The 25308-nt window shown below is 66.4% G+C and carries 20 protein-coding genes and 3 pseudogenes; 12 read left to right on the top strand and 11 right to left on the bottom strand.

Going from position 1 to position 25308, the window contains the following annotated elements; translation table 11 throughout:
- Positions 1-479, bottom strand: a pseudogene (locus VGC18_RS06745) (hypothetical protein); the annotation flags it as partial.
- A 41-nt stretch (positions 480-520) separates the two neighbouring features.
- Between VGC18_RS06745 and thiL the strand changes: the two are divergent.
- Positions 521-1507 (top strand): thiamine-phosphate kinase, encoded by a 987-nt coding sequence (thiL, locus tag VGC18_RS06740; protein ID WP_331095553.1) that lies wholly within the window; start codon positions 521-523, stop codon positions 1505-1507.
- A 51-nt stretch (positions 1508-1558) separates the two neighbouring features.
- Here thiL and VGC18_RS06735 read toward each other — a convergent pair.
- The 3 genes and pseudogenes from VGC18_RS06735 to rpmB all read right to left on the bottom strand — a co-directional run.
- Positions 1559-2437, bottom strand: a pseudogene (locus VGC18_RS06735) (GlxA family transcriptional regulator); the annotation flags it as partial.
- Positions 2434-2985 (bottom strand): cysteine hydrolase family protein, encoded by a 552-nt coding sequence (locus VGC18_RS06730; RefSeq protein WP_331095550.1) that lies wholly within the window; start codon positions 2983-2985, stop codon positions 2434-2436. The gene VGC18_RS06730 and the pseudogene VGC18_RS06735, both read right to left, overlap by 4 nt.
- 356 nt (positions 2986-3341) lie before the next feature.
- The gene (gene rpmB / locus VGC18_RS06725; protein WP_331095561.1) at positions 3342-3533 is read right to left on the bottom strand and encodes a 50S ribosomal protein L28; all 192 of its coding nucleotides are present in this window, start codon (positions 3531-3533) and stop codon (positions 3342-3344) included.
- A gap of 250 nt (positions 3534-3783) precedes the next feature.
- On the opposite strand from rpmB, the gene VGC18_RS06720 reads away from it, so the two are divergent.
- Both VGC18_RS06720 and VGC18_RS06715 read left to right on the top strand, forming a co-directional pair.
- Entirely contained in the window at positions 3784-5427 is a 1644-nt protein-coding gene (locus tag VGC18_RS06720; RefSeq protein ID WP_331095548.1) for a hypothetical protein, read from the top strand.
- On the top strand, positions 5424-7673 hold the full coding sequence (locus VGC18_RS06715; protein ID WP_331095546.1) for an ATP-dependent DNA helicase RecG: 2250 nt from the start codon (positions 5424-5426) through the stop codon (positions 7671-7673). Before VGC18_RS06720 ends, VGC18_RS06715 begins: the two co-directional genes overlap by 4 nt.
- Before the next feature lie 22 nt (positions 7674-7695).
- On the opposite strand, the gene VGC18_RS06710 is transcribed toward VGC18_RS06715, so the two are convergent.
- Both VGC18_RS06710 and VGC18_RS06705 read right to left on the bottom strand, forming a co-directional pair.
- The gene (locus VGC18_RS06710; protein ID WP_331095543.1) at positions 7696-8022 is read right to left on the bottom strand and encodes a branched-chain amino acid transporter permease; all 327 of its coding nucleotides are present in this window, start codon (positions 8020-8022) and stop codon (positions 7696-7698) included.
- Positions 8012-8755, bottom strand: a complete 744-nt coding sequence (locus VGC18_RS06705; RefSeq protein WP_331095541.1) for an AzlC family ABC transporter permease — start codon at positions 8753-8755, stop codon at positions 8012-8014. The genes VGC18_RS06710 and VGC18_RS06705 overlap by 11 nt, the downstream gene beginning before the upstream one ends.
- 90 nt (positions 8756-8845) lie before the next feature.
- Here VGC18_RS06705 and rsmD point away from each other — a divergent pair, with 90 nt between their 5' ends.
- From rsmD to VGC18_RS06670, 7 genes are all read left to right on the top strand, one after another.
- Positions 8846-9421, top strand: coding sequence for a 16S rRNA (guanine(966)-N(2))-methyltransferase RsmD (gene rsmD / locus VGC18_RS06700; RefSeq protein WP_331095539.1), 576 nt, complete (start codon positions 8846-8848; stop codon positions 9419-9421).
- A 147-nt stretch (positions 9422-9568) separates the two neighbouring features.
- The gene (locus VGC18_RS06695; protein WP_331095537.1) at positions 9569-9880 is read left to right on the top strand and encodes a DUF2853 family protein; all 312 of its coding nucleotides are present in this window, start codon (positions 9569-9571) and stop codon (positions 9878-9880) included.
- Between the two features lie 118 nt (positions 9881-9998).
- Positions 9999-10517: a pantetheine-phosphate adenylyltransferase gene (gene coaD / locus VGC18_RS06690; RefSeq protein WP_331095535.1), complete on the top strand. Its 519-nt coding sequence runs from the start codon at positions 9999-10001 to the stop codon at positions 10515-10517.
- Positions 10510-11268 (top strand): hypothetical protein, encoded by a 759-nt coding sequence (locus VGC18_RS06685; RefSeq protein ID WP_331095533.1) that lies wholly within the window; start codon positions 10510-10512, stop codon positions 11266-11268. Before coaD ends, VGC18_RS06685 begins: the two co-directional genes overlap by 8 nt.
- Positions 11269-11374: 106 nt before the next feature.
- Positions 11375-11869 carry a DUF177 domain-containing protein gene (locus tag VGC18_RS06680; RefSeq protein WP_331095530.1) on the top strand — a complete coding sequence of 165 codons (495 nt, stop codon included), beginning with the start codon at positions 11375-11377 and terminating at the stop codon, positions 11867-11869.
- Positions 11866-12600, top strand: coding sequence for a ribonuclease III (rnc, locus tag VGC18_RS06675; RefSeq protein WP_331095528.1), 735 nt, complete (start codon positions 11866-11868; stop codon positions 12598-12600). The genes VGC18_RS06680 and rnc overlap by 4 nt, the downstream gene beginning before the upstream one ends.
- A gap of 174 nt (positions 12601-12774) precedes the next feature.
- On the top strand, positions 12775-13389 hold the full coding sequence (locus VGC18_RS06670) for a response regulator transcription factor (RefSeq protein WP_331095559.1): 615 nt from the start codon (positions 12775-12777) through the stop codon (positions 13387-13389).
- Positions 13390-13401: 12 nt separating this feature from the next.
- On the opposite strand, the gene VGC18_RS06665 is transcribed toward VGC18_RS06670, so the two are convergent.
- From VGC18_RS06665 to VGC18_RS06645, 5 genes are all read right to left on the bottom strand, one after another.
- Positions 13402-15102 carry a GAF domain-containing sensor histidine kinase gene (locus VGC18_RS06665; RefSeq protein ID WP_331095526.1) on the bottom strand — a complete coding sequence of 567 codons (1701 nt, stop codon included), beginning with the start codon at positions 15100-15102 and terminating at the stop codon, positions 13402-13404.
- Positions 15099-16874 (bottom strand): thiol reductant ABC exporter subunit CydC, encoded by a 1776-nt coding sequence (cydC, locus tag VGC18_RS06660; protein ID WP_331095524.1) that lies wholly within the window; start codon positions 16872-16874, stop codon positions 15099-15101. Before cydC ends, VGC18_RS06665 begins: the two co-directional genes overlap by 4 nt.
- Positions 16871-18664: a thiol reductant ABC exporter subunit CydD gene (cydD, locus tag VGC18_RS06655; RefSeq protein ID WP_331095557.1), complete on the bottom strand. Its 1794-nt coding sequence runs from the start codon at positions 18662-18664 to the stop codon at positions 16871-16873. Before cydD ends, cydC begins: the two co-directional genes overlap by 4 nt.
- 145 nt (positions 18665-18809) lie before the next feature.
- The gene (gene cydB, locus VGC18_RS06650) at positions 18810-19931 is read right to left on the bottom strand and encodes a cytochrome d ubiquinol oxidase subunit II (RefSeq protein ID WP_331095522.1); all 1122 of its coding nucleotides are present in this window, start codon (positions 19929-19931) and stop codon (positions 18810-18812) included.
- A 20-nt stretch (positions 19932-19951) separates the two neighbouring features.
- Positions 19952-21520 (bottom strand): cytochrome ubiquinol oxidase subunit I, encoded by a 1569-nt coding sequence (locus tag VGC18_RS06645; RefSeq protein WP_331095520.1) that lies wholly within the window; start codon positions 21518-21520, stop codon positions 19952-19954.
- Between the two features lie 774 nt (positions 21521-22294).
- On the opposite strand from VGC18_RS06645, the pseudogene VGC18_RS06640 reads away from it, so the two are divergent.
- Together VGC18_RS06640 and rplU are read left to right on the top strand one after the other, a co-directional pair.
- Positions 22295-24778, top strand: a pseudogene (locus tag VGC18_RS06640) (Rne/Rng family ribonuclease); the annotation flags it as partial.
- A gap of 188 nt (positions 24779-24966) precedes the next feature.
- A complete protein-coding gene (rplU, locus tag VGC18_RS06635) occupies positions 24967-25287 on the top strand; it encodes a 50S ribosomal protein L21 (protein ID WP_331095518.1) in 321 nt (106 codons plus the stop codon).
- Positions 25288-25308: the final 21 nt, after the last annotated feature.

Here is a 25308-nt window from a genome sequence, read left to right as displayed (position 1 = left end):
GAGACAACGGAGGAAGCCAAGCCGATGCCAAGGGAGATCCGGGCGCCGTGGGCGACGATCGAGAACAGATCCACGCCCCGCAGTGGAGTGACCCCGAACCAGTGCTCGGCGCTGATCCCGCCTCCCCAGCCCTGAGGAATCGAGCTGGCTCCTAGGGCCTCCGGGTGCTCGGAATAGGGGTTGTTTTCGGTGAGGTGCTCCAACGGAGTGGCGAAGATCGCCAGGAGGATGAAGAACAGGACAATGGCGCTGCCGATGACGACGGCGCGGTTGAGTCGGCTGAATCTGCCTCGGACAGCGGCCAGACCGGCCGGTCCTCCATCGACCTTCTTCGCAGGTGGAAGAGGATCCACCAGCACAGTGCTTGACATTGCGGCAGCTCCCGGATCGGGTGTTGAATGAACACGAACGCAGGTCATGCCGTGTTCGGTCCAGAGCATGGCGTGGCCGTCCAGCGCGCATCCGGGTTGCCCGGACACTGGGCATGTGTAAACGCTGATTGCCCCGATAGTCTGGTCTCATGCGCGTGGACGAACTCGATGAGGGCCAGTTGATCTCCCGCTTTGCGGCGGTCCTGCCGACGGGTGAGCGCACGCTGCTCGGGCCCGGCGACGATTGCGCGGTCGTGGCGGTGCCGGAGGGATCTGTTCTGGTCACCACCGACGTGATGGTCGCGGGTCGTGATTTCCGTTTGGATTGGTCGGCTCCCGACGAGATCGGCGCCCGCTCGGCAGCCGAGAACCTTGCCGACATCGCCGCGATGGGCGCTCGAACGTCCTCGATGGTCGTGTCTCTGGTCCTGCCCGAGGACACGGATGTTGACTGGCTTGTCGCCCTCGTCGCGGGATTCGGGGACCGGGCGTGTAGAGCGGGCGCGGGCGTGGTGGGAGGCGATCTTTCGGCGGGGGATCGGTTCATGATCTCCGTGACAGCGCTCGGATGGTCGACGGTTGCGCCGGTTTTGCGCTCGGGTGCGCATGCCGGGGACGTCCTGGCGGTAGCAGGGACGCTGGGCCGATCGGGCGCGGGGTTAGAACTGCTTTCTCGAGGCATGGTCGATCCCTCGATTCACGATGACGTCCTCCTCGGAGACCTGAGGGAGCCGGTGCGAATCTTCCGAGCCGCGGAACCGCCGCTCGAGGCGGGACCCGAAGCGGCGAAGCGCGGTGCGTCCGCGATGCTCGACGTCTCCGACGGTCTGATCATGGATGCTGGAAGGATCGCGTCGGCATCCGGGGTTGTCCTCGAACTCGACTCGGAACTACTGGCGTCAGATGTCCGCGCCCTGGACACACCGGCCCAGCTGTGCGGTCATCCGGCTCTGGACTGGGTGCTCTTCGGAGGGGAGGACCACCCGATGCTGGCGGCCTTCCCGTCTTCAGCCACGCTTCCTCCCTCGTTTCGGCCCATCGGCGTGGTGGGTGCGGTCGAGCCCGAGGGCCGTCCGCGTGTGCGCCTGGATGGAGTTGAGATCTCCGGAGGCTGGGACCACTTCAGGCACGCGTGAACGAGAGTCTGAGTCCTCGATGCGCCGATGCGAGCGCAATCGTCGCAGCATCCGCGCGTCGGTGAATCCGACCGCTCGCGCGGCGGCCTCGACGGTCGTGCCGGACGCGATGAGGTGCTCAGCGTGCTCCACGCGGATTGCTTGCTGATAGCGCAGCGGCGTCGTGTCCGTGGCGCGGACAAAGGCGCGCGTCAATGAGCGCTCACTCACGGAAACGGCTTCTGCGAGTTGGGCGAGAGGAAGAGCACGTGCAAAGTCTTGATCGATGATGTCCTGGACTCGGTGGACACGGTCATCCACGTGATTGCGGGAACGCAGGAAGATGCCTTCTTGGGGCTGAGAGCCGTTGCGCCGTAGATAGACCACCATGGTTCGCGCGATGGAGGAGGCCGCCATCGGACCCAGTTGAGCCGCCACGAGGTGCAGCGCCAGATCGATCCCCGAGGCGATCCCGGCAGAGGTGTGGACCCGGTCGTCGTTAACGAAGAGGACGTCTGGGACGACACGGACCTGCGGGAAACGACGGGACAGAGCATCTTGCAGATCGTGATGAGTCGTGGCCCGACGATCGTCGAGGATCTCGGCTTCGGCCAGGGCGAAGGCCCCGGCGCACACGCTCATCAGGGATCCGCCGGCCGTGTAATGCGCGCGCAGGATGTCCAGGGTCTTCCTGTGAAACGACGGCTGATGGTCCCTCGGATCCATTCGCCATCCAGGGATGACGACAAGGTCGTCCGGTGACAGCTCGGGCCAGGTGGTTCGCGCGTCCAGAGCAATGCCCTGGTGCGAGAGCACCGGTGAGCTGTCGGCGACGTAGACCATCGGCCAGGAGGCGCCCGTGGCATCGGCCACCGATCCGAAGACCTGTGCGGGACCGGCTAGGTCGAGCAGGTGCACCCGGGGATGAAGCAGGAAGACGACGGTCGTCATGCGGCCGCGAACGCCTCCTCGATCGAGGCGATGCGCGCGAACCTGCCGGCAAGTGCGAACTCCGTGCGGGTGATGATGTCGTCGACCTCCAGTCGCTGGCCCGTGTCGGGCCGGGTGATCGGGAATGTGGCCGTGGCCTCGGTGACGAACGTGACTGTGTGGCCGAGGTCGGCGCCCAGGCGCGCCGTCGTCTCGCAACACTGTTCGGTCTGGATTCCCGCGATGACGAGGTCGGTGATGCCACCACGAGTCAGATGCTGTCCGAGTGCGGTCGTGGTGAAGGCATTGCGTGAGGTCTTGGTGAAGACGGATTCATCGCCGAGGGGACGGAGCGGCTCGATGGGGCGGACATATCCGGACGTCGGATCGAAGACAGATCCAGAGCCCGGGGAGGCATGAAGAATCCAGATGACCTCATGGCCGTCCGCTCGCGCGCGCTTGATGAGGCGCGCAACGTCGGAGATGATTTTCGGGTTGGAAACCTCGGTCCAGTCGGGGGACTGGCGGAACGATTCTTGGACGTCGATGACGAGGAGCGCTGTGGTCATGGCTCCAGTCTGAATGTGCGCGGGCGTTGATACCAGGCACGATCACGTTGATCTGCGGACCGATCTGGTCATGAAGATCTCGCCGGTGTCACGCCTCGTCGGCGACGACCTCGGCCTTGAAACCTGCCGAGTTCTCCATCCACCCGACGTAGTGGTCCGGCCCTCCGGCACGCCCACCCGCCCATGCTGATCATGGTCTGATACTCGAACTCCGTGACGGCCTTTCGGGGTGAATTGAATGGCGGCGATGATCGTCTGCCCCTCATTCCGCTCGGGATCCTCAACTACGCGGACACGAATCGGGGGCCACCGGTTTCCCGGCGACCCCCGATTCAATGGTCGAGTGAGACCGTCCGTCAGATGGCGCGGACGACCTTGTCAGACTTGAGGCACTTGGTGCACACGTTTAGACGCTTGGGCGTCCCGTTGACCAGAGCGCGGACGCGCTGGATGTTCGGGTTCCAGCGGCGGTTCGTACGAATGTGCGAGTGCGAAACGCTCTTGCCGAAGCCCGGGCCCTTGCCGCAGACGTCGCATACGGAAGCCACGATGTTCTCCTCGGTTCCAGATCCTGTGTCCCCACGGAAGGGGTCGGTCCATGCAGCGATGGTCACCCACCGCGCGCAACCACAGCAGAGTATCCGATCAACACCCCGCAATCCAAGTCCGCACGCCGGTTCCAGCGTGTCAGGTGGCACACAGGCGTCCCGATCCGGACAATTGCCCCCATGACCGGTGCGCTCGCCACGACCCGGATCTTCGTCGGAAGGACCCTCAGTGCCAGTGAACACTCGGACGATGGCCGAGGCCCTATCGATCGCAGCGGGGGAATCCCGGCGCCTGCGGGCGTTCGTCGACGACCTCGACGGATGGGACGGACAGGACTGTGACACGGGAACGAACGCTCTGCTCACCTTCGAGGCGATGGCTCGGGCGACCTTGGCACTGGATGGGAACACATCGCTGGCCGGAATGCTCGAGGCCGCAGTGGCGGCAGGAATCCGTGAAGGCATCGGCCACGTGGGCGTTCTCGTGTCGTCGGTGCTGGCCGCGTGGGCGGACGCCTTGGCACGGATGGGTGAGGGTGAGGCCGGTGAGCTCACCCCGGTCGCCACTCGTGCGATGCTGCGACGCGAGCCGTGGACGGTCGATGGCACTCACATGGTGTGGAGCGTCGCCGTGGAATCAATGATCGATGAGGGAACCTCGGAGTTGGAGACCCTCGGCGACACACTGCCTGACGTCGCCGGGATCGTCTCCCTGTTCTCCTCCCAGGCCCAGTACGGACTCGTCAATGCGACTTCGGAGCGAACCGGCCGCGTCGACGCGGGAGCCGCGGTTCTCGCGGTGCTCTTCACTTCGCTGGACGCGGCCGTTCGTGAGGACACCGCAGTGCTGATCTCCTTGACCCAGATGCTCGCAGATCTGGCCGGCTCACCCGGGGCGTCCTCGCCCCGGCCCCAGGCGCCCTCTCCCGACCGGGCCTTCGGCGTCGACATCGTCCTGCGTGGCACTCGGGCCGAGGCCACCCGCGTCTTCGTGGATCTTTCTTCGCTCGGTGTGCGGTACTCGAGTGTGGGGTTCTCCGATCTGTTCGGGGTGGGCGAGTGGCGGGTTCACGTCGACACATCGGCGCCGCTGGCGGTGCGTCCTCGTTCCGGCCTCGTGTGGCGTTTCCAGGTCTGCGACGCGCGGCCCGACGAGTTGATCGGGGAGGATCCCCTGTCCGACGTCGTCACACACCGTGGAGCCCGGTTGCTGGAGCGCTCGACGCTGACCCGCGTCGAACGGGCCTGCGTCGTGGCGTGCACGAGGGCGCCCGGCCTCGTCGAGGACCTTGCACAAGCCGGTGCCGTCGTCCTGCTCGATCCCGGCGGGGACGACACGACAGCGATCGCGACCCAGGCCCGGCGGTCCTCGACGGGTGTGTGCCTGGTAGCCCCATGCGACGAGGGCTCCGCGGACCTGGCCCGTCGGGTCGCCTCGGATCTGGGATCGACGAGAGAATCGGACGCGGCGGCGGCGCGGATGGCGCGAACGCTTCGCGTTCTCGTGGCGACGTCTGATGACGACCTCGGTGTCCTCTCGGTCTCCCAGGCATGTGCGACGCTCTTCGTCCCGCGTCCGGGGGGTCCGTCGGTGGCGGGGATCATCGCTCCGATGCTGGAAGGCACGGCTGCGCAGGCCATCGAACGATCCAGGACCGTGGTGCTTCCAGTGCCCGGCGAGGATCCCGGTTTCGGTGCAGCCGTCCACGAGATCGTCTCCCGCGAGCCCCGCCACTTCCGCGTCCTGGTCGGCGCAGGTCAGGACGGGCCGTTCCTCGTGGCAATGCTGCGCCAGGTCCTCGCGTCGACCGGATCCGGGGAGCCCCAGACCCCCGACCTTGAGGCGATCGACGGCGCCCAGCCAGGCCCCAGCTTGCTCCAGGGCGTGCGATGAACGCCCTCGAGATCCCACTCGATCTGCGTCTGCCCAAGCCGACCGCTCGCAAGCTTGCCGAACATGGCTTCGCCACGGTCGGCGAGCTGCTGGACCTCGCCCCCCGGCGCTACGATCACTGGGGTGCGCTGACCCGGATGTCGAGCCTGCGGGAGGGGCAGGATGTGACGATCCTGGCCGAGGTCATTTCCCAACGCATCATCCCGAATCGATCCCGCAAGGGGGTGCGCCTGGAAGTCGGTCTGACCGACGGGACGGACGTCATGACCGCGATCTTCTTCGCGACCAACGAGTACCGACTCGCTCCCCACCTGCGTCAGCTGGTTCCCGGGGCCAGCGTCTTGTTCGCCGGGAAGGTCGGCAGCTACCGGGGGGCCCTGCAGCTCACCCACCCCCAGTTCGAATCCACCGAGGGACAGAGCGAGGACGAGATCCGAGAGCGCCAGAAGCGGCCGATCCCGATCTATCCGGCCAGCGCGAAGCTCAATTCCTGGACGATCGCCCGAGCTGTGACGATGGTGCTCGATGCCCTCGACGACGCTGACGTCCCGGACCCTGTGCCGTCTGAGGTCCGGTCCCGTCACGGATTGCCCACCCACGCACGTGCCCTGAGGCTGCTCCACTACCCCGCTGACGACACGGAACACCGCGTGGCGCGTGCGGCACTGGCTTGGCAGGAGGCCTTTGTGCTCCAGTCCGGCCTGGTGGCCGCCCACGTCGGAGCATCGGGGGAGCGGGCTCCTGCCTGCGAGGTCGTGGGGAACACCGTCCTCGCCGGACTCCTCGACACCTTGCCCTTCGCGCTGACCGATTCCCAGGAACAGGCGCTTTCGGAGATCCGCTCCGACCTCGAACAAACGCGTCCGATGCAGCGACTGCTCCAGGGCGATGTCGGCTCAGGCAAGACCGTGGTGGCGCTGGCAGCCATGTGCCAGGTGATCGGTGCCGGCCACCAGGCCGCCCTGCTCGCCCCCACCGAGATTCTTGCGGAGCAACATGCAGAGTCCCTGCGTGGCCTGCTCACACCGATGGCTGCCCGCGGGATCGACGTCCAGTTGCGCCTGCTCACCGGGTCCAGTCACGCGCCGGTGCGTCGGGAGGTTGATCTCGCCCTGCGGTCGGGGGACCCGTTGATCGTCGTCGGTACGCACGCGCTGCTCCAGGATGCCGTGTCCTTCGGAGACCTCGGGCTGGTCGTCGTTGACGAGCAACACCGCTTCGGTGTCGCCCAGCGTGACCGCCTGCGGAGGCCGTCCGGTGAGGCCACGGATGGGGAGAAGCTCACCGGGTCCCGCGTGCCCCACCAGCTCGTCATGACGGCCACGCCGATTCCCCGCACGGTCGCGATGACGGTCTTCGGCGATCTCGACGAGACGCGCCTGATCGGTTTGCCGCCGGGGCGCACGCCGGTGGAGACCTTCCTCGTGGACTCCGCGAACGGCGTGTGGATGCAGCGCCTGTGGGCTCGTGCCCGCGAAGAGGTCGATTCCGGCGGGCGCGTCTACGTCGTGTGCCCGCGCATCGACGAGGCCGACTCGGTCGCCGACGCGGAGGAGGATGAGCCCGGCATCCTGCTCGGAGTCGACGATGTCGGGGCGCGTTCGGGAGCCGCGGCCCACGTTGCCCAGGGCCCTCCGCTGGCCAATGTGCAGTCCGTCGCCGAGTACCTGCGCACGCGGTCGCCGCTGGCCGGTCTCGGGATCCATGAACTGCACGGGCGAATGACAGCCGTCGACAAGTCGCGCGTCATGGACGACTTCGCCGCCGGTCGTGCTCCCGTGGTCGTGGCGACCACCGTCGTCGAGGTCGGGGTCGACGTTCCGGACGCCTCGATGATGGTGATCCTCGACGCCCAGCAATTCGGGTTGTCCCAACTCCATCAGCTGCGAGGGAGGGTTGGGCGTTCGCAGCGTCCGTCGGTGTGCATGGCGGTTCACCGACACGAGCTCTCGGATTGGTCGATCAAGCGGCTGGATGCCTTCGTCTCGACGACCGATGGGTTCGACCTGGCCGACGAGGATCTCAAGTTGCGCCGTGAGGGCGACGTCCTCGGTGCCGACCAATCCGGGCGGACCTCCGGGTTGCGCTTCCTCTCCGTCCAGCGCGACGAGGCCGTCATCCGCGAGGCGCGGGAGGAAGCCACCGTCCTCGTCGAGGCAGACCCCACGCTGCGCGCCCACCCGGACCTTGCCGCAGCGGTGCGCCAACGGGCGGGGTCGGATCTCGTGTGGATGGAGAGGTCGTAGCCGGGTGCGTCTCGCGCCCTCGTCACCCCAACGCGATCGACACACCGATGCACACGAGCGTCCCGGCGACGATCGACAGGATCGCGTTGTGGCGCCACAGCTGCAGGCCGACGGTGATGATCAGTGCGACCAGGAAAGGCGCGATCTGACCGGTTTCGTGGATGTCGACATCGTGGAACGTATAGATCGCAAGGATCACCATGATCCCGACCGGCATGCGGGCGGCCAGCCACGGGACGATCGGAGCCGATCGCAGCCGAGTGATGACCGTGAAGGGGAGCGCTCGCAGGGCGAGGGTGACGGCCGCCGCGACGAGGACTGCAGCGACCAGATGAGCGTCAGTGGGCACGCGGAACCGCCTTCCGTCCACCTCGCCGAGCGACCGGCCGTGCTGTGATGAGCACGACTGTGTAGGCGGTCATTGCGACGAGCAACATGTTGCCCGGTGTCCACATGGCTGCGGCTGTCGCGCACGCCGCGGCCAGCAGCGGCAGCGGTGGCGAGGCCGAGGCACGGTAGGCGTCCATCGCGAGGACGACGAAAAGTGCGGTGAAGGCAAAACTCAGGCCGGGGATCTCTGGGGGCAGCAGGCTGCCGAGTCCGACGCCGATCAGACCGCCGCCGACCCACGAGATCTGCAGCGTCGCCTGGATCGCGACGATGCGTGTGCCCGACCAGATCCGCGCCTCGGGCACACTCGTCAGCGCATAGGCCTCGTCGGTCAACGTGTAGACGGAGTAGGCGCGGGCGAGAGGAGCCCTGACCCGGTCGAGGGGAAACGACAGGGCGTAGAAGACGTGACGGGAATTCACGAGCAGGGAGCTCAGGGCGATCGTCGACAACGGGGCACACGCGGCCGCGAGTCCGACCAGGACGAACTCGAGCGATCCGGCGAAAACGACGGTCTGGCACAGGGGTGCCCACCACCACGGCAGTCCGGTCTGGACGACCAGGACGCCGAAGGTCACGCCCGTCGCTCCGACACCCAGCGCCGCGCTCAACGCGATGCGGATCCCGGCATGGACCTCATGGGAGGAGCTGGGGTCAGCCTGGCGCGCGCAGGAGAGGGAATCGGTGCTCACCGAGCCATTCTCACTCGCTGAGACGCCACATCGTCCTTGCGTCCACCCCAGGGAACGATCGACGTACCGGCCACCCCGTAGAGTGTGACCATGACCAGGATCGTCGCAGGCGAGGCAGGCGGGCGGACCCTGAAGGTGCCGCCCAAGGGAACGAGGCCCACCTCGGAGCGAGTCCGAGAGGCGCTGTTCTCTCGGCTCGATCACCTGGACATTCTGGAGGACTCGCGTGTCCTCGACCTCTATGCGGGCTCTGGCGCGCTCGGACTGGAAGCGGCTTCTCGAGGCGCGGCGCACGTCGACCTCGTCGAACGCTCGCGTCCGGCCTCCCAGATCATTGCCGGCAACATCAGGTCCACCGAACTCGGGGAACGTGCCAGCGTCCATACGGTCGACGTCCGGACGTTCCTTGCGACCCGCACGGGGACGGCCGCGCTCGCGGGCGACGCGAACCTGGTCCTTCTCGATCCTCCCTATGACATTGCCGAGAACGATCTGACGGAGGTCCTCGGTCTGCTTGAACCCTGGATCGGTCCCGATGGCCTGGTCGTCGTCGAGCGGTCGTCCCGTACCCCGGAGCCGACCTGGCCGGAGCATCTCCACCGCGAGGACAAGCGGACCTATGGTGAGACTGTCGTCTGGTTCGCGGGTCCATCCCAGTCCGAGTGAGTCGTCGGGCCGGAGAGATTTGCGCGTTGACCTGCGACAACTCACAGAGGGATCCCATTCGGGAGTATCGACTGTCACATGGGGGCCATGATGGGGTCCACGCGCATCTGGATGGTGTCGCCCCGATGTCATGGAGAGGAAACCTCAATGGACTACATTGCAGACGTCCAGAAGTACACGAGCGCAGTTGACGAGTCCGTTGTCCAAGCGATGGCCGCCACGTACCGCCTCGTGCTCAGTCGAGCGGATTCGGCGGTCATCGCCTTCGGCGACCCGGGGGAACTGGCCAGGGTGAAGAAGAACTTCCTGATCCGCAAGCTGGGCCTCTCCGAGTCCGATGACCTGGATGGGGCGATCGCCGAGGTCGGCGCGAAAATGAAGGGTGTCAGCCGCAGGAACCGGCTGACTGTCTATTACCTCCTCGCCGAGCATTTTGGAAAACTTGACGTCCTCAAGTAGTCGTTCCGAGGATTCTTGTCCGCGGTGTCGACACTCTCGTTCATGGATCCATGGCCGTTCGAGGGCGTTCACTCCGGGCTGGGGTTCTGCACCCGGTGGCCCCGCCTAGACTGACGCCATGACCACTGCCGTGTTGCCGGGATCCTTCGACCCCATCACCATCGGGCACGTCGACCTCATCCGCCGGGCCACGCGTGTGGCCGATCACATCATCGTCGGGGTGGGGGTCAACGCTCGCAAGAACCAGCACTTCACCGTCGAGGAACGAGTTGGCTTCATCCGCGACGCTTTGAGCGATATCTCCGGCGTGGCGGTCGAACCCGTTGACGGCCTGGTCGTCGACTTCTGTCGATCTCATCACGCCGATCTCATCATCAAGGGAATCCGTGACTCCGCGGACATCTCCTGGGAGATCACCCAGGCCAGCGTCAACCGGGAGATCGGTGACGTTGAGACGCTGTTCCTGCCGACGCGTCCGGATCTCATGCATGTCTCCTCGTCAATTGTGCGAGAACTCGCCTCGTGGGGAATGGACGTCTCCCGGTATGTTCCTCCCGCGGTTGCGGCGGCGTTGGCGGACAATGGGTCAGTGCGCAACACATGGCCGGGGACGAGCGAAGGAGGGTCCGATGCCTGAGCAGGACGAGACCGAGGACCAGGTCGAGCAGACGGAGGACGAGTCAGTCTCGACCGAGGTGCCCGAGGGCTCCGACTGGGGAGGCCAGGCGGTCTACGGCCCGTCGACAGTCATCGCGGCACTCGATCAACTTGAGGACCTCATCACCCAGGCCCGGGCTGTACCCCTGTCGGCGGCCGTCATGGTCAATCGGGCGGAACTGCTCGACCTCATCGATCAGGCGCGTGAGGCGCTGCCCGATGACCTCGTGGCTGCGGACGCCGTGGTCGCCGATGCAGATGCTGTCCTCGGTCGCGCAGATTCTGCCGCCGAGGTGACGATCGCTGAGGCGAACACCCGTGCCCGGACGACCGTGGAAGAGGCTCGCGAGAAGGCCTCACAGATGATTGAGGAGGCTCGCGACCAGGCCGAGCGCGCTGTTCGCACCGCGACTGAAGAGGCGGAGGCGACCCGCGCCCAGGCTCGGTCGGACGCCCAGTCGTCGCTCGCCGATGCCAACGCCCAGGTCGAGCGCCTCGTCTCCACGGAGAACATCACCCAGCTCGCGGAGGACCGGGCCCGCCAGATCGTCGCCGAGGCCCGCGACCAGGAGAAACAGCTCCGGCGCGGTGCGGACGACTATGCTGCGACCTCGTTGGCGGAACTCGCGCACCTGCTCACGGACCTTCAGCGGCGCACGGACGCCGGCCGGCGGGCAATCGCCGAACGCAACGGAATCGACCAGACGGACATCAGCATTGACCACGACTGACACATCACCCCTGCTTCTTGACCTGCGTGATCTTTCGCGCCAGATCGGTTCGACGGCCCATCGGGAGGTCGTGTGGGAGGCGCCTTCTGGTTTCGGGACCTCCTCGATGGCTCTCGAGGCCGGCGCAGCGATCCCCCTGTCGATCGATCTGACGTCCGTCGATGACGGAGTCCTCGTCTCCCTGGACACCGCGGTCGACCTGGTGGGGGAGTGCGTGCGCTGCCTCGATCTGGTTCGCGCCCACCGTGAGGTCCACACCACCGACGTCTTCGTTGAGCCGTCCTCCCCTCTTGCTCGCGGGCCCGAGGACGAGGACAGCGATGCGCTGGACGGACTGCGTATCATCGGCCTTCACGACACCGTCGATGTGGAGCCCGTCCTGCGTGACGCGATCATCCCCTTGGTCGACGACCGCCCGCTATGCCGTCCCACTTGCGCAGGCCTGTGCGCGGTGTGCGGGGAGAAGCTCGACGACCTGCCGCCTGACCACCACCACGATGTCATCGACCCACGCCTGGCGGGCCTTGCCGCCCTCCTTGAGTCCGACGACGTGGAGGAGGACCTCTCGAACGACGATGCACAGGAGGCAGAGCACCAATGAGCCGTCATTCCGCTCCGCCGGTTCCCCCCAACAGCGACCAAGCCGAGCTCGCGCGCCTGTGGGGAGCCACGATCGATCCCGAGCTGCTGGACCTGGCGATCACCCACCGCTCCTATGCCTACGAGGCCGGGGGGATTGCCCACAACGAGCGTCTGGAGTTCCTCGGGGACTCGGTGCTGTCGATCGTCGTGGCCGATCACCTCTACCACGAGTTTCCCGATCTGCCCGAGTCTGATCTTTCGCGCATGCGCGCAGCGACCGTTTCCCAGGAGCCCCTCGCGATCGTTGCCCGTTCGATCGGCCTGGGTGATTTCATTCGTCTGGGCCGTGGCGAGGGCCTGACCGGTGGGCGCGACAAGGATTCGATCCTGTCCGACACGGTCGAGGCCTTGATCGGGGCCACCTATCTGTCGCTTGGCATGGAGGAGGCTCGGCGCGTCGTCCTCGAGCGACTCTCGGGTCTGCTCGACCATGCGGTGGAGCGCGGCCAGACGCAGGACTGGAAGACGATCCTCGCCGAGTACGCGCGCTCCCAGGGTGCCGACGATCCGGTCTACACGGTCACCGGGCGCGGACCCGACCACAGTCGAACCTTTGCGGCCGCCGTCGCGTTCGGCTCGGGTGAGACGGTCGGGGCGGCCTCGGAAAGCTCGAAGAAGCACGCGGAGAACTTGGCGGCACGCGACGCGATGCTGCGGCTGGATCCTGACTTCATCCATCACCACGACTGATCGATGCGGTGGTGCGGGTTGCCGCACGTCCGGGTGCACATCCGTCCGCGACCGGGCGCCCGTGGCCGGTGATTCCCCCGCATGGGGCGAGGCGATGTGATGACGAGTCTCGCTGTTGGCTACGATGAGGGCGTGTTAGCGAACGAGAAGAAGTCCGACGGCAACATCCGCGTGATGATCGTCGATGACCACGAGATTGTGCGCCGGGGGATCGCGGAGATCGTCGATCGGGCCGAGGGCTTGGAAGTCGTCGCTGAAGCCGGGACCGTCGCCGATGCGTTGCGCCGGGCGGACCTCGTCCTGCCTGACGTGATACTGGTCGATCTGCAGCTCCCCGACGGGACCGGCATCGACATCATGGACCAGCTTGGGAAGACCCATCCCGAGATCCGGCCCATCGTCCTCACTTCCTTTGACGACGACGAAGCCCTGGCGGAGTCTCTGGAGAAGGGCGCTCGCGCCTACATCCTCAAGACTGTGCGCGGCGCGGAGATCACTGACATCATCCGCGTCGTGGCTGCCGGGAGAATCCTGCTCGACGAGCGCACGGTGACGCGCCGACGCGCCGATCACGACGACCCGACGTCCGACCTGACGCCCTCGGAGCGCAAGGTCCTCGAGCTGATCGGGGACGGCCTGTCGAACCGCGAGATCGGAGACAAGCTCGGCGTCGCGGAGAAGACGGTCAAGAACCACATCACGTCATTGCTGTCGAAGATGGGGTTGCAGCGCCGCACGCAGGTCGCGGCATGGGTCGCCGGCCAGCGCGCGGCCGCGTGGCGCAACTGAGGGACGTGCGCCTCACTCCTGCTTGAGCGGCGCCGTCCAGATGATCTCCGTGCCCAACCCCCCAATGCCGGGACCGAAGGCGAAGGACCCTCCGTGACGGCGGGCGCGAGCAGCGAGATTCCCCAGGCCCGAGTTGCGGGTGCGGTTCGGGTCGATGCCCTTGCCGTCGTCGGCGATCGAGACGGTGATCACGCCGAGGATTCCGTCGGTGGCGGGTTCTTCCGGCGTCTCGACCTCGACGGTGACACGCCCGGCGGTGGCGTGGGCGTGACGGGCGATGTTCGACAGCCCTTCACGGACGACGGCGACGACGTCGTCGGAGACATCGAGTCCGACGCATCCCTCGACGTGATCGATCATCGCTTCCTCCTCGGCTTCGACGGCGTTGATCGGGGTTCCGTTCAAGGAAATGACCAGCGAAGGCGCGAAGCCGAGGAAATTACGAGACAGGGAAGCCTCGCGTCGGATCCTCTCAACCACGCCGACATTCTGGTCCGGCTCGCGCAGGTTGTGGACGATCGCGCGAATCTGGCGCACTGATTCGTCGACCTGGGAGAGGGATTCGTCAATCGATGCCATGATCTCGTCCCGGGTCAGTTCGCCGGTCCCGACCTTCTGCTTGGTGGCATCCAATTGCATTCCGGCAGCGAAGAGCTGTTGGATCGCGAAATCATGGAGGTCACGGCCGATGCGGTCGCGCTCGTCGAGGAGGTTCGCCACGTCTTCGGCGTGCCTGGCGGAGGCCAGCTCCAGAGCGAGGGTGGCCTGTGAGGCGAGGGACTCGGCCATCGGGAGGTCCGAGCCGTCGAACTCGGGGCGGCCGGGTTTGCGCAGCAGGATCAACACGCCGGAGGATTGTCCGCGCGAGCGCAGGGGTGCGTAGAGAGCCGGCCCGAACTCCGCGAATTGGTGGACGCGCATCGTCTGGGCACGTGCCATCGAGTCAACGATCATGCCCGTCTCCTCGCGCAGGACGGACATGGCCCGTCCCTCGGGTGGAAAGACCACGCCGACTAGTTGGTCCGCGTGGTACCCGTCGGCGATCTCTCCGGCCCACGTGTTGCCGACGGAGGGCAGGACGATCAGAGCGGTGTCCGCGCGTGAGACTTCTCGGACGGTCTTCGCGATCAGCGCCAGAGCCTCTTCCTCGTCGGCGCCCTCGAGCATCGTCGTCGTCAGGGATTGGGAGGCAGCGATCCACCGTTCTCGGTTTCGAGCCTGGGCGTACAGCTCGGAGTTCTCCACCGCGACCCCCGCAGCCGATGCCAGCGCGGAGACGATCTCGACGTCACTTTGATCGAAACCACCGAATTTGTCGGACAGATAGAGCCGTCCGTAGACCTGCTCGTGAACCTGGACCGGCACTCCGAGGAAGTTCTCCATGATGGGGTGACCGGGGGGAAGCGCGACAGGAGTGTGGTCGGAGTGGGCGAGATCGTTGACGATGAGGGCGCCTTCGGTGGGGATCTCCCCGAGCAGGCCGTGCCCCAGGGGCGGGTGTCCCAGACGTTGGGCACGGGCCTCCGACAGCCCGTGTTGGATGAACATCGAGGTCTCGCCCCAGTTGTCGAGGACGGACAGAGCGCCATAGCGGGCGCCCGTCAGACGACAGGCCTGGTTGACGAAGTTCTGCAGAGCGGGCCTCAGGTGCAGGTTCGAGGTGAGGTCGAGTGCCGCCTTGAGCAGAGCAAGATCTCGTGGATCCCTGCTCATCGTGCCTCCTGTTCGAGTGCCCACCGATAGCTCGTCCGGTGGGAACTCAGGTCTGAATGTGTTCCTCGTTCGACGATCGTCGCGGGGAACAGATCCGCAGCGGAGTCCGCATGATCGAGGACCAGCACCGCATCGGCTCCGGCGAGGCCGGACAGCCGATGGGTGACGACGAGGACGCCACGGGCTGAATCCTCGGGACCGAGCAAGGTGGCCATCAACGCATCGGCGGTATCCGGGTCGAGATGCTCCGCGGGTTCGTCCAGCAGCAACAAGGGAGCGGGAGAGGCCAGCGCGCGCGCGAGCAACAGTCGGCGTCGCTCGCCTCCGGAGACGGTCGTCCCACCCGATCCGATCATCGTGTCGAGTCCTGCGGGAAGCTCACCCAACCATTCCGACAGTCCGGCGCGATCCAGCAGGTCCGCGGCCGCCGGACGGGTCAGGTCGGCGTCGGCCACCCGGATGTTCTCATACACGGTCGTGGCGAAGATGTGGGCGTCCTCGGCGGTCACCGTCACGCGGGAGGCGACGTCGCCGCGGTCGGCCGCCCACACGTCGGCTCCGTCCAACGTGACGGTGCCCTCCACGGGCGGCAGCATTCCGGCCAGTGTGTAGAGCAGGGTCGACTTCCCGATGCCGGACGGGCCGACCACTGCCAGGTGCGAGCCGACCTCCAGATCGAGGTCGATGCCGCGGGCGATGATCGGTCCTCCGGGCCAGCCGATGGCAAGGTTCCGGACGACCAATCGGGGACCGGTCGGCGGAACCGTCGGCAGGTGATGCTCCTCGGGGAGGCGATCGGTGCCGAGCAGATGATCGATCCGCTCCGCTGCTGCGGCGGAGCGCACCAGCTGGGAGGCCGCGGCCGACAACTCCGAGGTGCCCTCGAAGGAGGCGAGGGGGGTGAGGACGAGGACGGCGAGGGCGACCGCTGCGACGAGACCGGCCGTGGTCTCCGGGATCCCGACGAGCAGGGCTCCGACGACGGCCAGACCCATCGCTGCACGGTCGACTCCGGCGGCGAGGCCCGAGATACGCGCGGCGCGGGCCGTGGCATCGGTCAGCGAGTCCTCGATGCGGCCGAGGTGTGTGTGGATTCCGTCGATGCGTCCGGAGGTCTGGAGTTCCGCAGCGCCGTCCATGAGGCTGACCGTCGTCTCCGACAAGCCGGTGCGGGCACTCCGGGAGTCGGCCTCGACCGTGCGGGTCGCTTTTCCGGTCAGCAGCGGAGTCACGACGCCGGAGACCAGGAGGCAGATGGCCAGGATCAGGGCCGCGGCGGGGGAGAGCATCGCAATTCCCCCAACGGTTGCGACACCAACGAGCAGAGTGACGGCCGCCGGGAGGAGCGATTTGACGACGAGGTTGCCGACCTCGTCGACGTCGGCGCCGGTGCGGGCCAGCAGATCGCCGCGGCGCAGGGCGACGACACGGTCGACGCGTGAGGTCGAGAGAATGCCGTAGAGATTCTGTCTCAGTGCGTCCATGCCGGTCAGCGCCACTTTGTGGCTGGCCAGGCGTTGGAGGTAACGCATGAGGGCCCGCAGGATACCGAACATGCGGACGGCGACCGCCGCGACCGTCAGATAGAGAACGGGGGGTTGTTGGGAGGCGCGCGCGATCAACCAGGCCGAGGTTGCGGACAGAGCGACGGCGGAGCCCAGCCCGAGGGACCCCAGGACGACGGACAGGACGACGCCTCGGGCGTCGATGTCGAGCAACCCGAGGACCCGGCGCAGGGATCGGCGCTCCGAGGCCGTGAGCAGGAACCTCACCGGGCGCCTCCCGCCATCGGGTCCGACCGGTGGGTGCCGGACGGAGCGGGCGCGATCTCCGAGTCGTCGAGGAAGCCCGGAAGCTCGACTCGCAGGTCCGTGAGTTCGTCGATGTGACCGAGCTCGGGATGCGCCTCGAACTCGGCGGGCGTCGCCGGGCGCGCCACGACGTCGATGACGTGATCGGCGGCCGCGACGACGGCGGCGCGGTGGGCAATGACCAGGATGGTGCGTCCTTCGGCCCGCATGGCGCGCAGGGCATCGACGATCGTTTCCTCGCTCATCGCGTCGAGGTGGGCTGTCGGTTCGTCGAGGACGACCAGGGGCGCATCATCGAGGAGGGCGCGAGTCAGTGCCAGACGCTGACGTTGACCGACGGAGAGCCCGACACCGCCCTGACCGATCGGGGTCTGCCAGCCCTGGGGGAGGGAGGCGACGACCTGCTCCAGTCCGGTCGAACCGGCGGCACGCGCGAGGTCGGTCGCCCCGACGTCCTCGGGAAGTGCCTCGCGGACAGTTCCGGGCAGGAGGACAGGGGTCTGGGGGACCCACGAGACCTGACTCCACCAGGAGGCGGCCTCAATGTCCGCGAGGTCGACCGACTCCTCGTCCTCGCCACGTCCCGGCCGGGCGGGACGGATGAGGACGTGGCCGAGCGTCGGATCCTCCAAGCGGAGGGCGACCATTGCCGTTGTCGTCTTGCCCGCGCCCGAAGGCCCGCGCAGAGCGACCAGGGTCCCGGGTCGGATGACGGCCTCGAGGCAATGCGGGGCCCAGACACCGCGCGCCGCAACCGAGAGGTCCTTTAGGACGATCTCGGAGCCGTGCAGGTCGGGAGCTGCAACGTGACCGTCGGGACGCTCAGGAGTCTCGAGGATGTCGAAGGCGGAGTTCGCGGCGGCGACTCCGTTGGCCGAGGCGTGGAACTGGGCGCCGACCTGGCGCAGCGGTTCGAAGACCTCGGGGGCGAGCATGATGACGGCCAGACCGGTCTCCAGGCCGATGTTGCCGCTGACCAGACGCATCCCGACCTCGACGGCAACGAGAGCGACCGACAGCGTCGTCAGGAACTCAAGGACACCTCCCGACAGGAAGGCGACTCGCAGCGTTGCCATGGTCGTGCGGGTGTTCTCCTCACCGAGGCGCTTGAGGTGGGCGCGTGGTCCGGCCTCGCGCCCCAGACCACGCAGTGTTGGCAGCCCGGCCATGAGGTCGAGCATCTGGGAACCGAGCCGCTCCATCGAGGCGAGCTTGCGTTCGGAGGAGTCCTGGGTGAAGCGCCCGATGAGGATCATGAACAGCGGGATCAGTGGAATGACGAGGGCCGCGATCAGGGCCGACCAGAAATCGAGCAGGAGGATTGTCGCGAGCACCAAGGGGGTGACGGTCGCCGACAGAAGGAGTTGGGGGAGGAAATCGACGAAGTACGGGCCGAGGTCCTGCAGCCCTCGGGTCACCAGTGTCGCGGTGTCCGTGCCGTGGGCGGCGCGCCACCGTGGCCCCAGCCTTTCAGCCTTGGAGATGACCGCCCCGCGCAGCTCGCGGATTGCTGAATCGGCGGCGCGGTGCGCCAGGGACTCACGCACGGCCACGAGCAGGCCGCGCACGAGCACGACGATCAGAAGGATCCCGATGGGACGGAACACGCCGGACAGCTCGGAGGCTCCACGGACAACGGGCGCGAGCGAACGGGAGATCAGAAAGGCTTGGGCGATAACGAGGATCGATGTGAGGAGACCGAAGACAGCGGTCGCGACAATGTATCCCCGAGACGACCGTGCATAACGCATTAGTCGCGGGTCAAGGGGTCTCACCCCACTATTGTGCCAGTTGGACCGTCAGTCTTCCGGGTGTCGTGCTCGACGATCCGTGGTCTGTCCAACACTTCGGGCCCGCACCCCCGAGGAGATACGGGCCCGAAGAGCGTGCTGGATCTCAGCCGGTGAGGAAATTCTCGCCAAGCCTGATCTTGTCGGGGAGCAGACCAGCGTTCGCGTCGACGTCACCGGGGGTGACGCGCTTGCGGAAGACCCAGTACGACCACGCCGTATAGATCAAGACGATCGGGACCAGGCAGACCGCGACAATGGTCATCACAGTCAGGGTGCCCTGGGTGGAGGATGCCTGGGAGATCGTCAGCGAGTAGCCCGGATCGATGCTCGACTTCATGACCGCAGGAGCCATCGCGGAGAAGATCCACGCGACCGCCGCAGCGATGCCGACCGAGGAAAGCACGAAGGAGAGCCCCTCGCGCCGGGTCGCGGCCTGGGAGAACGCCGCCGATGCAATGAGCGACAGGGCAGCGATGACCAGCGGGATCCAGGCGAGCAGGTTGTCGGTGTGGGCGAACTGGCCCCACAGGACTAAGACAGCAGCCAGCACCGTCGAGACGGCCGAGGCCGGCGCGATGAAGGCGTTCGCGCGCTCGCGGATGACCCCGTCGGTCTTCAGCGTGAGGAACTGGGCGCCATGCATCAGGCAGATCGCGACGATGACCACTCCGCCCAGCAGAGTGAAGGGAGTCAGCAGGGAGAAGAACCCACCGGTCAACTGGTGCGACGACGTGGCAGCGGCCGCAGCGGCGTCGGCGACTGGAACAGCGGTCTGCGTCGCGCGGTCGATCACCTCAATCTTCATGCCCTGGACAAGATTCGCAAAGGCGACGCCAAGCAGCAGCGGAACTCCGAGGGCGGCGACGGTGTGGAACCAGTCCCAGGTCGCACGCCACTTCTCGGTTGCGATCTTCGAGCGCCATTCGATGGCGGTAATCCGCAGAATCAGGAGCACGAGGATGATGAACAGGGGCAGGTACATGCCCGAGAACATCGTTGCGTACCACTCGGGGAAGGCCGCGAAGGTCGCGCCACCAGCCGTGAGAAGCCAGACCTCGTTGCCGTCCCAGTGTGGGCCGATCGTGCGCACGACGGCGGTGCGCTCGCGGTCGTTCTTGGCGACGATGTGCAGCAGCATGCCGACGCCGAAGTCGAAGCCCTCGAGGACCAAGTATCCGGTCCACAGGACCGCGATGAGGATGTACCAGAGGATGCTGAGTGTCATGGGAATGTCTCCGTTTCCTCTCAGTAACCGAACGACAGGGCGCCGACGGGAGCGTCGCCGGGGGCAGCCTGGGTCTCGCTCGTCCCGGAGTCCCCCGACGAATGGATCCCTTCGAGTGAGTAGCGCTTGATGAGAAGGAACCAGACCACGCCCAGCGCCGCGTAGAGCAGTGTGAAGATGATCATCGTCGCCAGGACCTGTCCCGCCGGGACGGCCGTCGAGATTCCCGACTCGGTCATCATCATCACGGAGCCGACGGCATCACCGCCGGCCAACGCGTCGAGGTTGGGGACCACCACCCAAGGTTGGCGACCCATTTCGGTGAAGATCCATCCGAAGGAGGCTGCCAGAAAGGGGGTCGGGATCGTGATCAGGGCGAAGATCCCGAGCCACTTGTTTGTTGCCACGGCCCCGTTGCGCATCGCCCACAGTCCCCACAGGGCGAGGACGGCGGCGAAGCCGGCCAGACCGATCATGATGCGGAAGGACCAGAAGACGACCATCTGCGGGGGGCGGAAGTCGTACTGCGAGGCGTCGCCGTACTTGGCGACGAAGTCGGGGTTCGCGTTGAGGGTCTCGACCAGGCGAGCCTGCTCGGAGCTGACTCCCTCGACGGTGCCAGAGAAGCTGTTGGTCGCCATGAAAGCGGAGACTCCGGGAACCTCGATGAACTTGGTCGGTTCAGAGCCGTCGTCACCCAGCGGGCAGGACCCGAATTGGGCGATGGTGAAGGCAGCGCCCTTCGTGTCGACGCACACGCCTTCGGCCGCAGCCATCTTCATCGGTTGGGCCCTGACGAGTTCCTGACCCTGGATGTGTCCGGTGCCAGCAGTTCCCAGGCCGCCGATGATGACGATCACGAGTCCGAAAAGGGCGATGGGGCGCCAGACCTCACGTGCTTGTGTTTCGCCGGCCTCGCCACCGCGACGGGCGGCGCGCACCATCCACCAGATCGCCAATCCGGCGACGAACGTGCCGGCGACCAGCCAGGAGGAGGTGATGACGTGGCTGAACTCCCAGATGAAGACGGAGTTCGTGATGACTTTGAGGAATCCGGCGGCGCCGTCGAGCTCGGCTCTGCCGGTCGTTGCATTGAAGGTCGCCCCCACCGGATGCTGCATCCACGCATTCGCGGAGAGGATCCAGGCCGCCGACAGCATCGTGCCGATTGCGACGAACCAGATGCAGGCGAGGTGCCATCCCTTGGACAGCCTCCCCCAGCCGAAGATCCACAGGCCCAGGAACGTCGACTCGAGGAAGAAGGCAAGCAATGCCTCGACGGCGAGGGGTGCTCCGAAGATGTCGCCGACGTAGCGGGAGTACTCGGACCAGTTCATGCCGAACTGGAATTCCTGGACGATGCCGGTGGCAACCCCCAAGGCGAAGTTGATGAGAAGGAGCTTGCCGAAGAACCGGGTGGCTTGGAGCCACGCGTCCTTGCCGGACCTGTGCCAGAACGTTTGCATGATCGCAACCAGGAGCGACAACCCGATGGTGAGCGGCACGAGGATGAAGTGATAGACGGTTGTGATACCGAACTGCCACCGACCCAGCGCCACCGCATCGAGTGCGGCCGGAAGGAGTGTCATGGTGCTCGCCTTTCCGGTGTGAGGGAGTTGGACGGCGCGGGCACGCGGCAGGCCGCCTGTCCTGACGCCATGTCAAAAAGATACCGCATTGACCAAGTGGTTAGTGGCCGAACGGAGCGTGTGAACGGACATGTGACGCGAGGTCGGCTCACTCGTCGCCGGGCTGATCAAGAGGGTTTGCGGAGGCCAAAGAGTGAAAACAATTTCCGGTCGACGGGGATGACATGCGACCCCCGATTGAGAAATTCTACTCATTCATCGACCGGCTGGAAAGCTTCGTGTGGAGGAGACCTCGGTGGGGGCGTCCGCCGGTGACGTTCGGGGAATCCTGTCGCCGGTGAGCGAGCCCACCCGACTCGGAGCCCCGTGATGTGCGACAATGACGACGAACATGGACGCCGTGGACGCACCTCCGCGGCGAGCGTGCCAGGTGAGCCGAACGGCCGGAGACGGCCGGGGCCCTGAGTACCACCGCACCAAGGCGCGGTCCTGGACAGATTTCCGCCCCCAGCGGGCGAGCATCCGGTGTCCTTCAGGTGTGAGGGGGACACTCACAATTGGAGAACCGTGAGCACCACCCCCGAGACCCCGTCGGCACCCGAGACCCGAGCGGCGTCACTGCTGTTCCAGGCACCGACCTTCCAACCGCCCACTTTCGTCGAACCGGGACCCGTCAAAGGGTCTCCTTCCGACGAGGAGAAGCCGTCTGCACCCCGCAAACGCCGCTCGTCGCGGCGAGCGCCACGCGCGGTGTCGTCCGAGAGTGAGCCTGAGGAGGCGGCGCCCGAGCGGGAGAACGCGCCCGCAGAACCGCCCACCGAGGACGAGGAAGCCCGTCCTCGCGCGCACACGCGTCGATCGCGGCATTCCCAGAAGAATGAATCCGTGGAGGAAGCTCCCCCCGGATCGGACGGCGGTGACGCGCAGAAGTCCGAACCCGAGGCAGCTGGCCCGGACGTGGATGCCGTCGAGGACGAGGCCGAAGGGGAGTCGACGACCAAGCGTCGTCGTCGCCGTCGTTCCCGTTCCTCCTCCTCGACCGAGTTCGGGGGCGAGGCCTCCGACCAGGTTCGCGCCCTCAAGGGGTCGACGCGCCTGGAGGCCAAGAAGATGCGGCGTCGTGAGGGTCGTCGTGAGGATCGTCGTCATCACGTCATCACCGAGTCCGAATTTCTGGCCCGTCGTGAGTCCGTCACTCGTCAGATGGTCATCCGTCACCGCAACGGCCTCGACCAGATCGCCGTCATTGAGGACGATCTGTTGGTCGAGCACTACGTCGCCCGACGGACCCAGCAGTCGGCCGTGGGCAACATCTACCTGGGTCGAGTCCAGAATGTCCTGCCCTCGATGGAGGCTGCCTTCATTGACATCGGTCGCGGCCGCAATGCCGTTCTCTACGCCGGCGAGGTCAACTGGGACGCCGTCGGTCTGGAAGGCCACCCTCGGCGTATCGAGAACGCCCTCAGGAGTGGTGACGCCATCCTCGTGCAGGTGACGAAGGACCCGATCGGTCACAAGGGCGCGCGCCTGACCAGCCAGATCACGTTAGCCGGCCGTTTCCTGGTCCTCATCCCGCATGGGTCGATGATGGGGATCTCCCGCAAACTGCCCGAACCAGAGCGCCAGCGTTTGAAGAAGATCCTCAAGAAGGTCGTCCCCGCCGGCTCGGGTGTCATCGTGCGCACTGCAGCCGAGGGCGCCTCCGACAAGCAGCTCTCCGACGACGTCGAGCGCCTGGTCCGCCAGTGGACGGAGATCGAGCGCAAGCAGACAAACACGAAGTCCGCACCGACTCTGCTGCGCGGTGAGCCCGAGCTCGCCCTGCGCGTGGTCCGCGACATCTTCAACGAGGACTTCACCCGCCTGGTCATCGAAGGCGCAGAGACCCATGAAACGGTCAAGGCCTACATCGACGACCGCTCGCCAGAGTTGTCGGACCGCGTCGAGCAGTGGGTCGACACCGAGGATGTCTTCCATTCCTTCCGCGTCGACGAGCAGCTTGCCAAGGGCATGGACCGCAAGGTCTGGCTGCCCAGTGGCGGCACACTGATCATCGACCGCACCGAGGCGATGACGGTCATCGACGTCAACACCGGCAAATACATCGGAGCCGGTGGCACGCTTGAGGAGACGGTCACCCGTAACAACCTCGAGGCAGCCGAGGAGATCGTGCGCCAGCTGCGCCTGCGCGACATCGGTGGCATCGTCATCGTGGACTTCGTCGACATGGTGCTTGAGTCGAACCGTGATCTCGTCCTGCGTCGCCTCGTCGAATGCCTCGGGAGAGACCGCACTCGTCATCAGGTCACCGAGATCACGTCCCTCGGCTTGGTCCAGATGACGCGCAAGCGTGTGGGAGAGGGCCTCGTTGAGGCGTTCTCGACGCCGTGCGAGGTCTGCGAGGGACGTGGGTTCATCGTCCACCACGATCCCGTCGAGCACACCGGTTCCGAGGACCACACCGGTGGACACCAGCGCTCGAAGCGTCAGAAGAAGAGCTCCGAGGAGGCCCGCAAGTCCGTCGAGGGTCCCGGCGCCGAGCAGACTCGCACGGCGCTGTCTGCGATTGCTGCGGCCTCGGGTCACACGCCCGCCAAGGAGACCGAGAAGCTGTCCGACGCAGAGGGAGTGCCCGCCACGATCGAGTCGGAGACTCCGAGCGCTTCCGTGGAGCCGGAAGACACGGTCTCAGAGCCTGTGAAGCCCAAGCGGAAGCCTCGCCGACGTCGGGCGACCTCGGGCGGAACCATCGATCCGGGCGCTCCTGCTTCCGGGCCTTCCAGTCTGGAGACCTCTGTCGATCTCACCGTGGCCGCAGAGGAATCCACGCCCGAGGTCCCGGCGGCTCCCGAGCCTGAGGAAAGTGCGGCCCCGACCGCGAAGCGGTCTCGCAGGCGCGCCGCCTCACGGTCGCGGACCACCAAGGCCGCGGTCGTCGAGGCCCCGGAGACGCCCGCTCCGGAGACGGGAAGCACGGGGCCGGCCGAGACCGCCGGGCCCGCCAAGAAACCACGCCGCCGTCGTGCGGTAGCGACAGCTGTCGTCGGGCCTCTGAGCGAGTCTGCGCCGGTGGCGCCCGAAGCCGATCCCGAACCGACCTCGGTGATGACCCGCGACAAGTCCGGGCGCACACACAAGGCGACGACACTCGACGATATCGCCCTTCCCGATACGCATGTCACACAGGCGGCACCGCGCAAGCGACGTCGTCGAGTGGCTTCCACCGGAGTGGTCGAGGCCACTCCGTCGCAGGAGTGAACCCGGTGGGTGTGGAATCGCACAGGCCATGACGCGCGTCCGGGGCGAGATCGGCTTGCCGCCCCGGTGCGCGATCGGCTAGATTGGACCGTCGGCGCGCCCCACGCGCCAGCGGGTTCCGCTTCCGAGTTCCCGGCCTCCGGGCCGATGTCGAGGGCGTGGTCCCGTCCCATACGAATCAAGCAGAGATGAGCTCCAACGTGGTCTACGCGATCGTCAAGGCCGGCGGCCGTCAGGAAAAGGTGTCCGTCGGTGACGTCGTCGTCGTCGACAAGCTGTCCGACGCGATCGGCTCCAGCATCGAACTCCAGCCGCTGATGCTGGTCGACGGTGACGCAGTCACCACCGACAAGGACGCCCTGGGGAAGGTCACGGTCAAGGCTGAGGTCGTGGACTCCGCCAAGGGGCCGAAGATCTCGATCATCAAGTTCAAGAACAAGACCGGCTACCGCAAGCGCCAGGGTCACCGTCAGAAGCTGTCGGTGGTCAAGGTCACCGAGATCGCCTGAGTCCTCCGAAGAGAAAGCACT

It is taken from the genome of Lacisediminihabitans sp. (assembly GCF_036404185.1).
In the GTDB taxonomy this organism is placed as follows: domain Bacteria; phylum Actinomycetota; class Actinomycetes; order Actinomycetales; family Microbacteriaceae; genus Lacisediminihabitans.
Note: the sequence above shows the minus strand (reverse complement) of the source record. Positions and strands in the feature narration are given on the sequence as shown.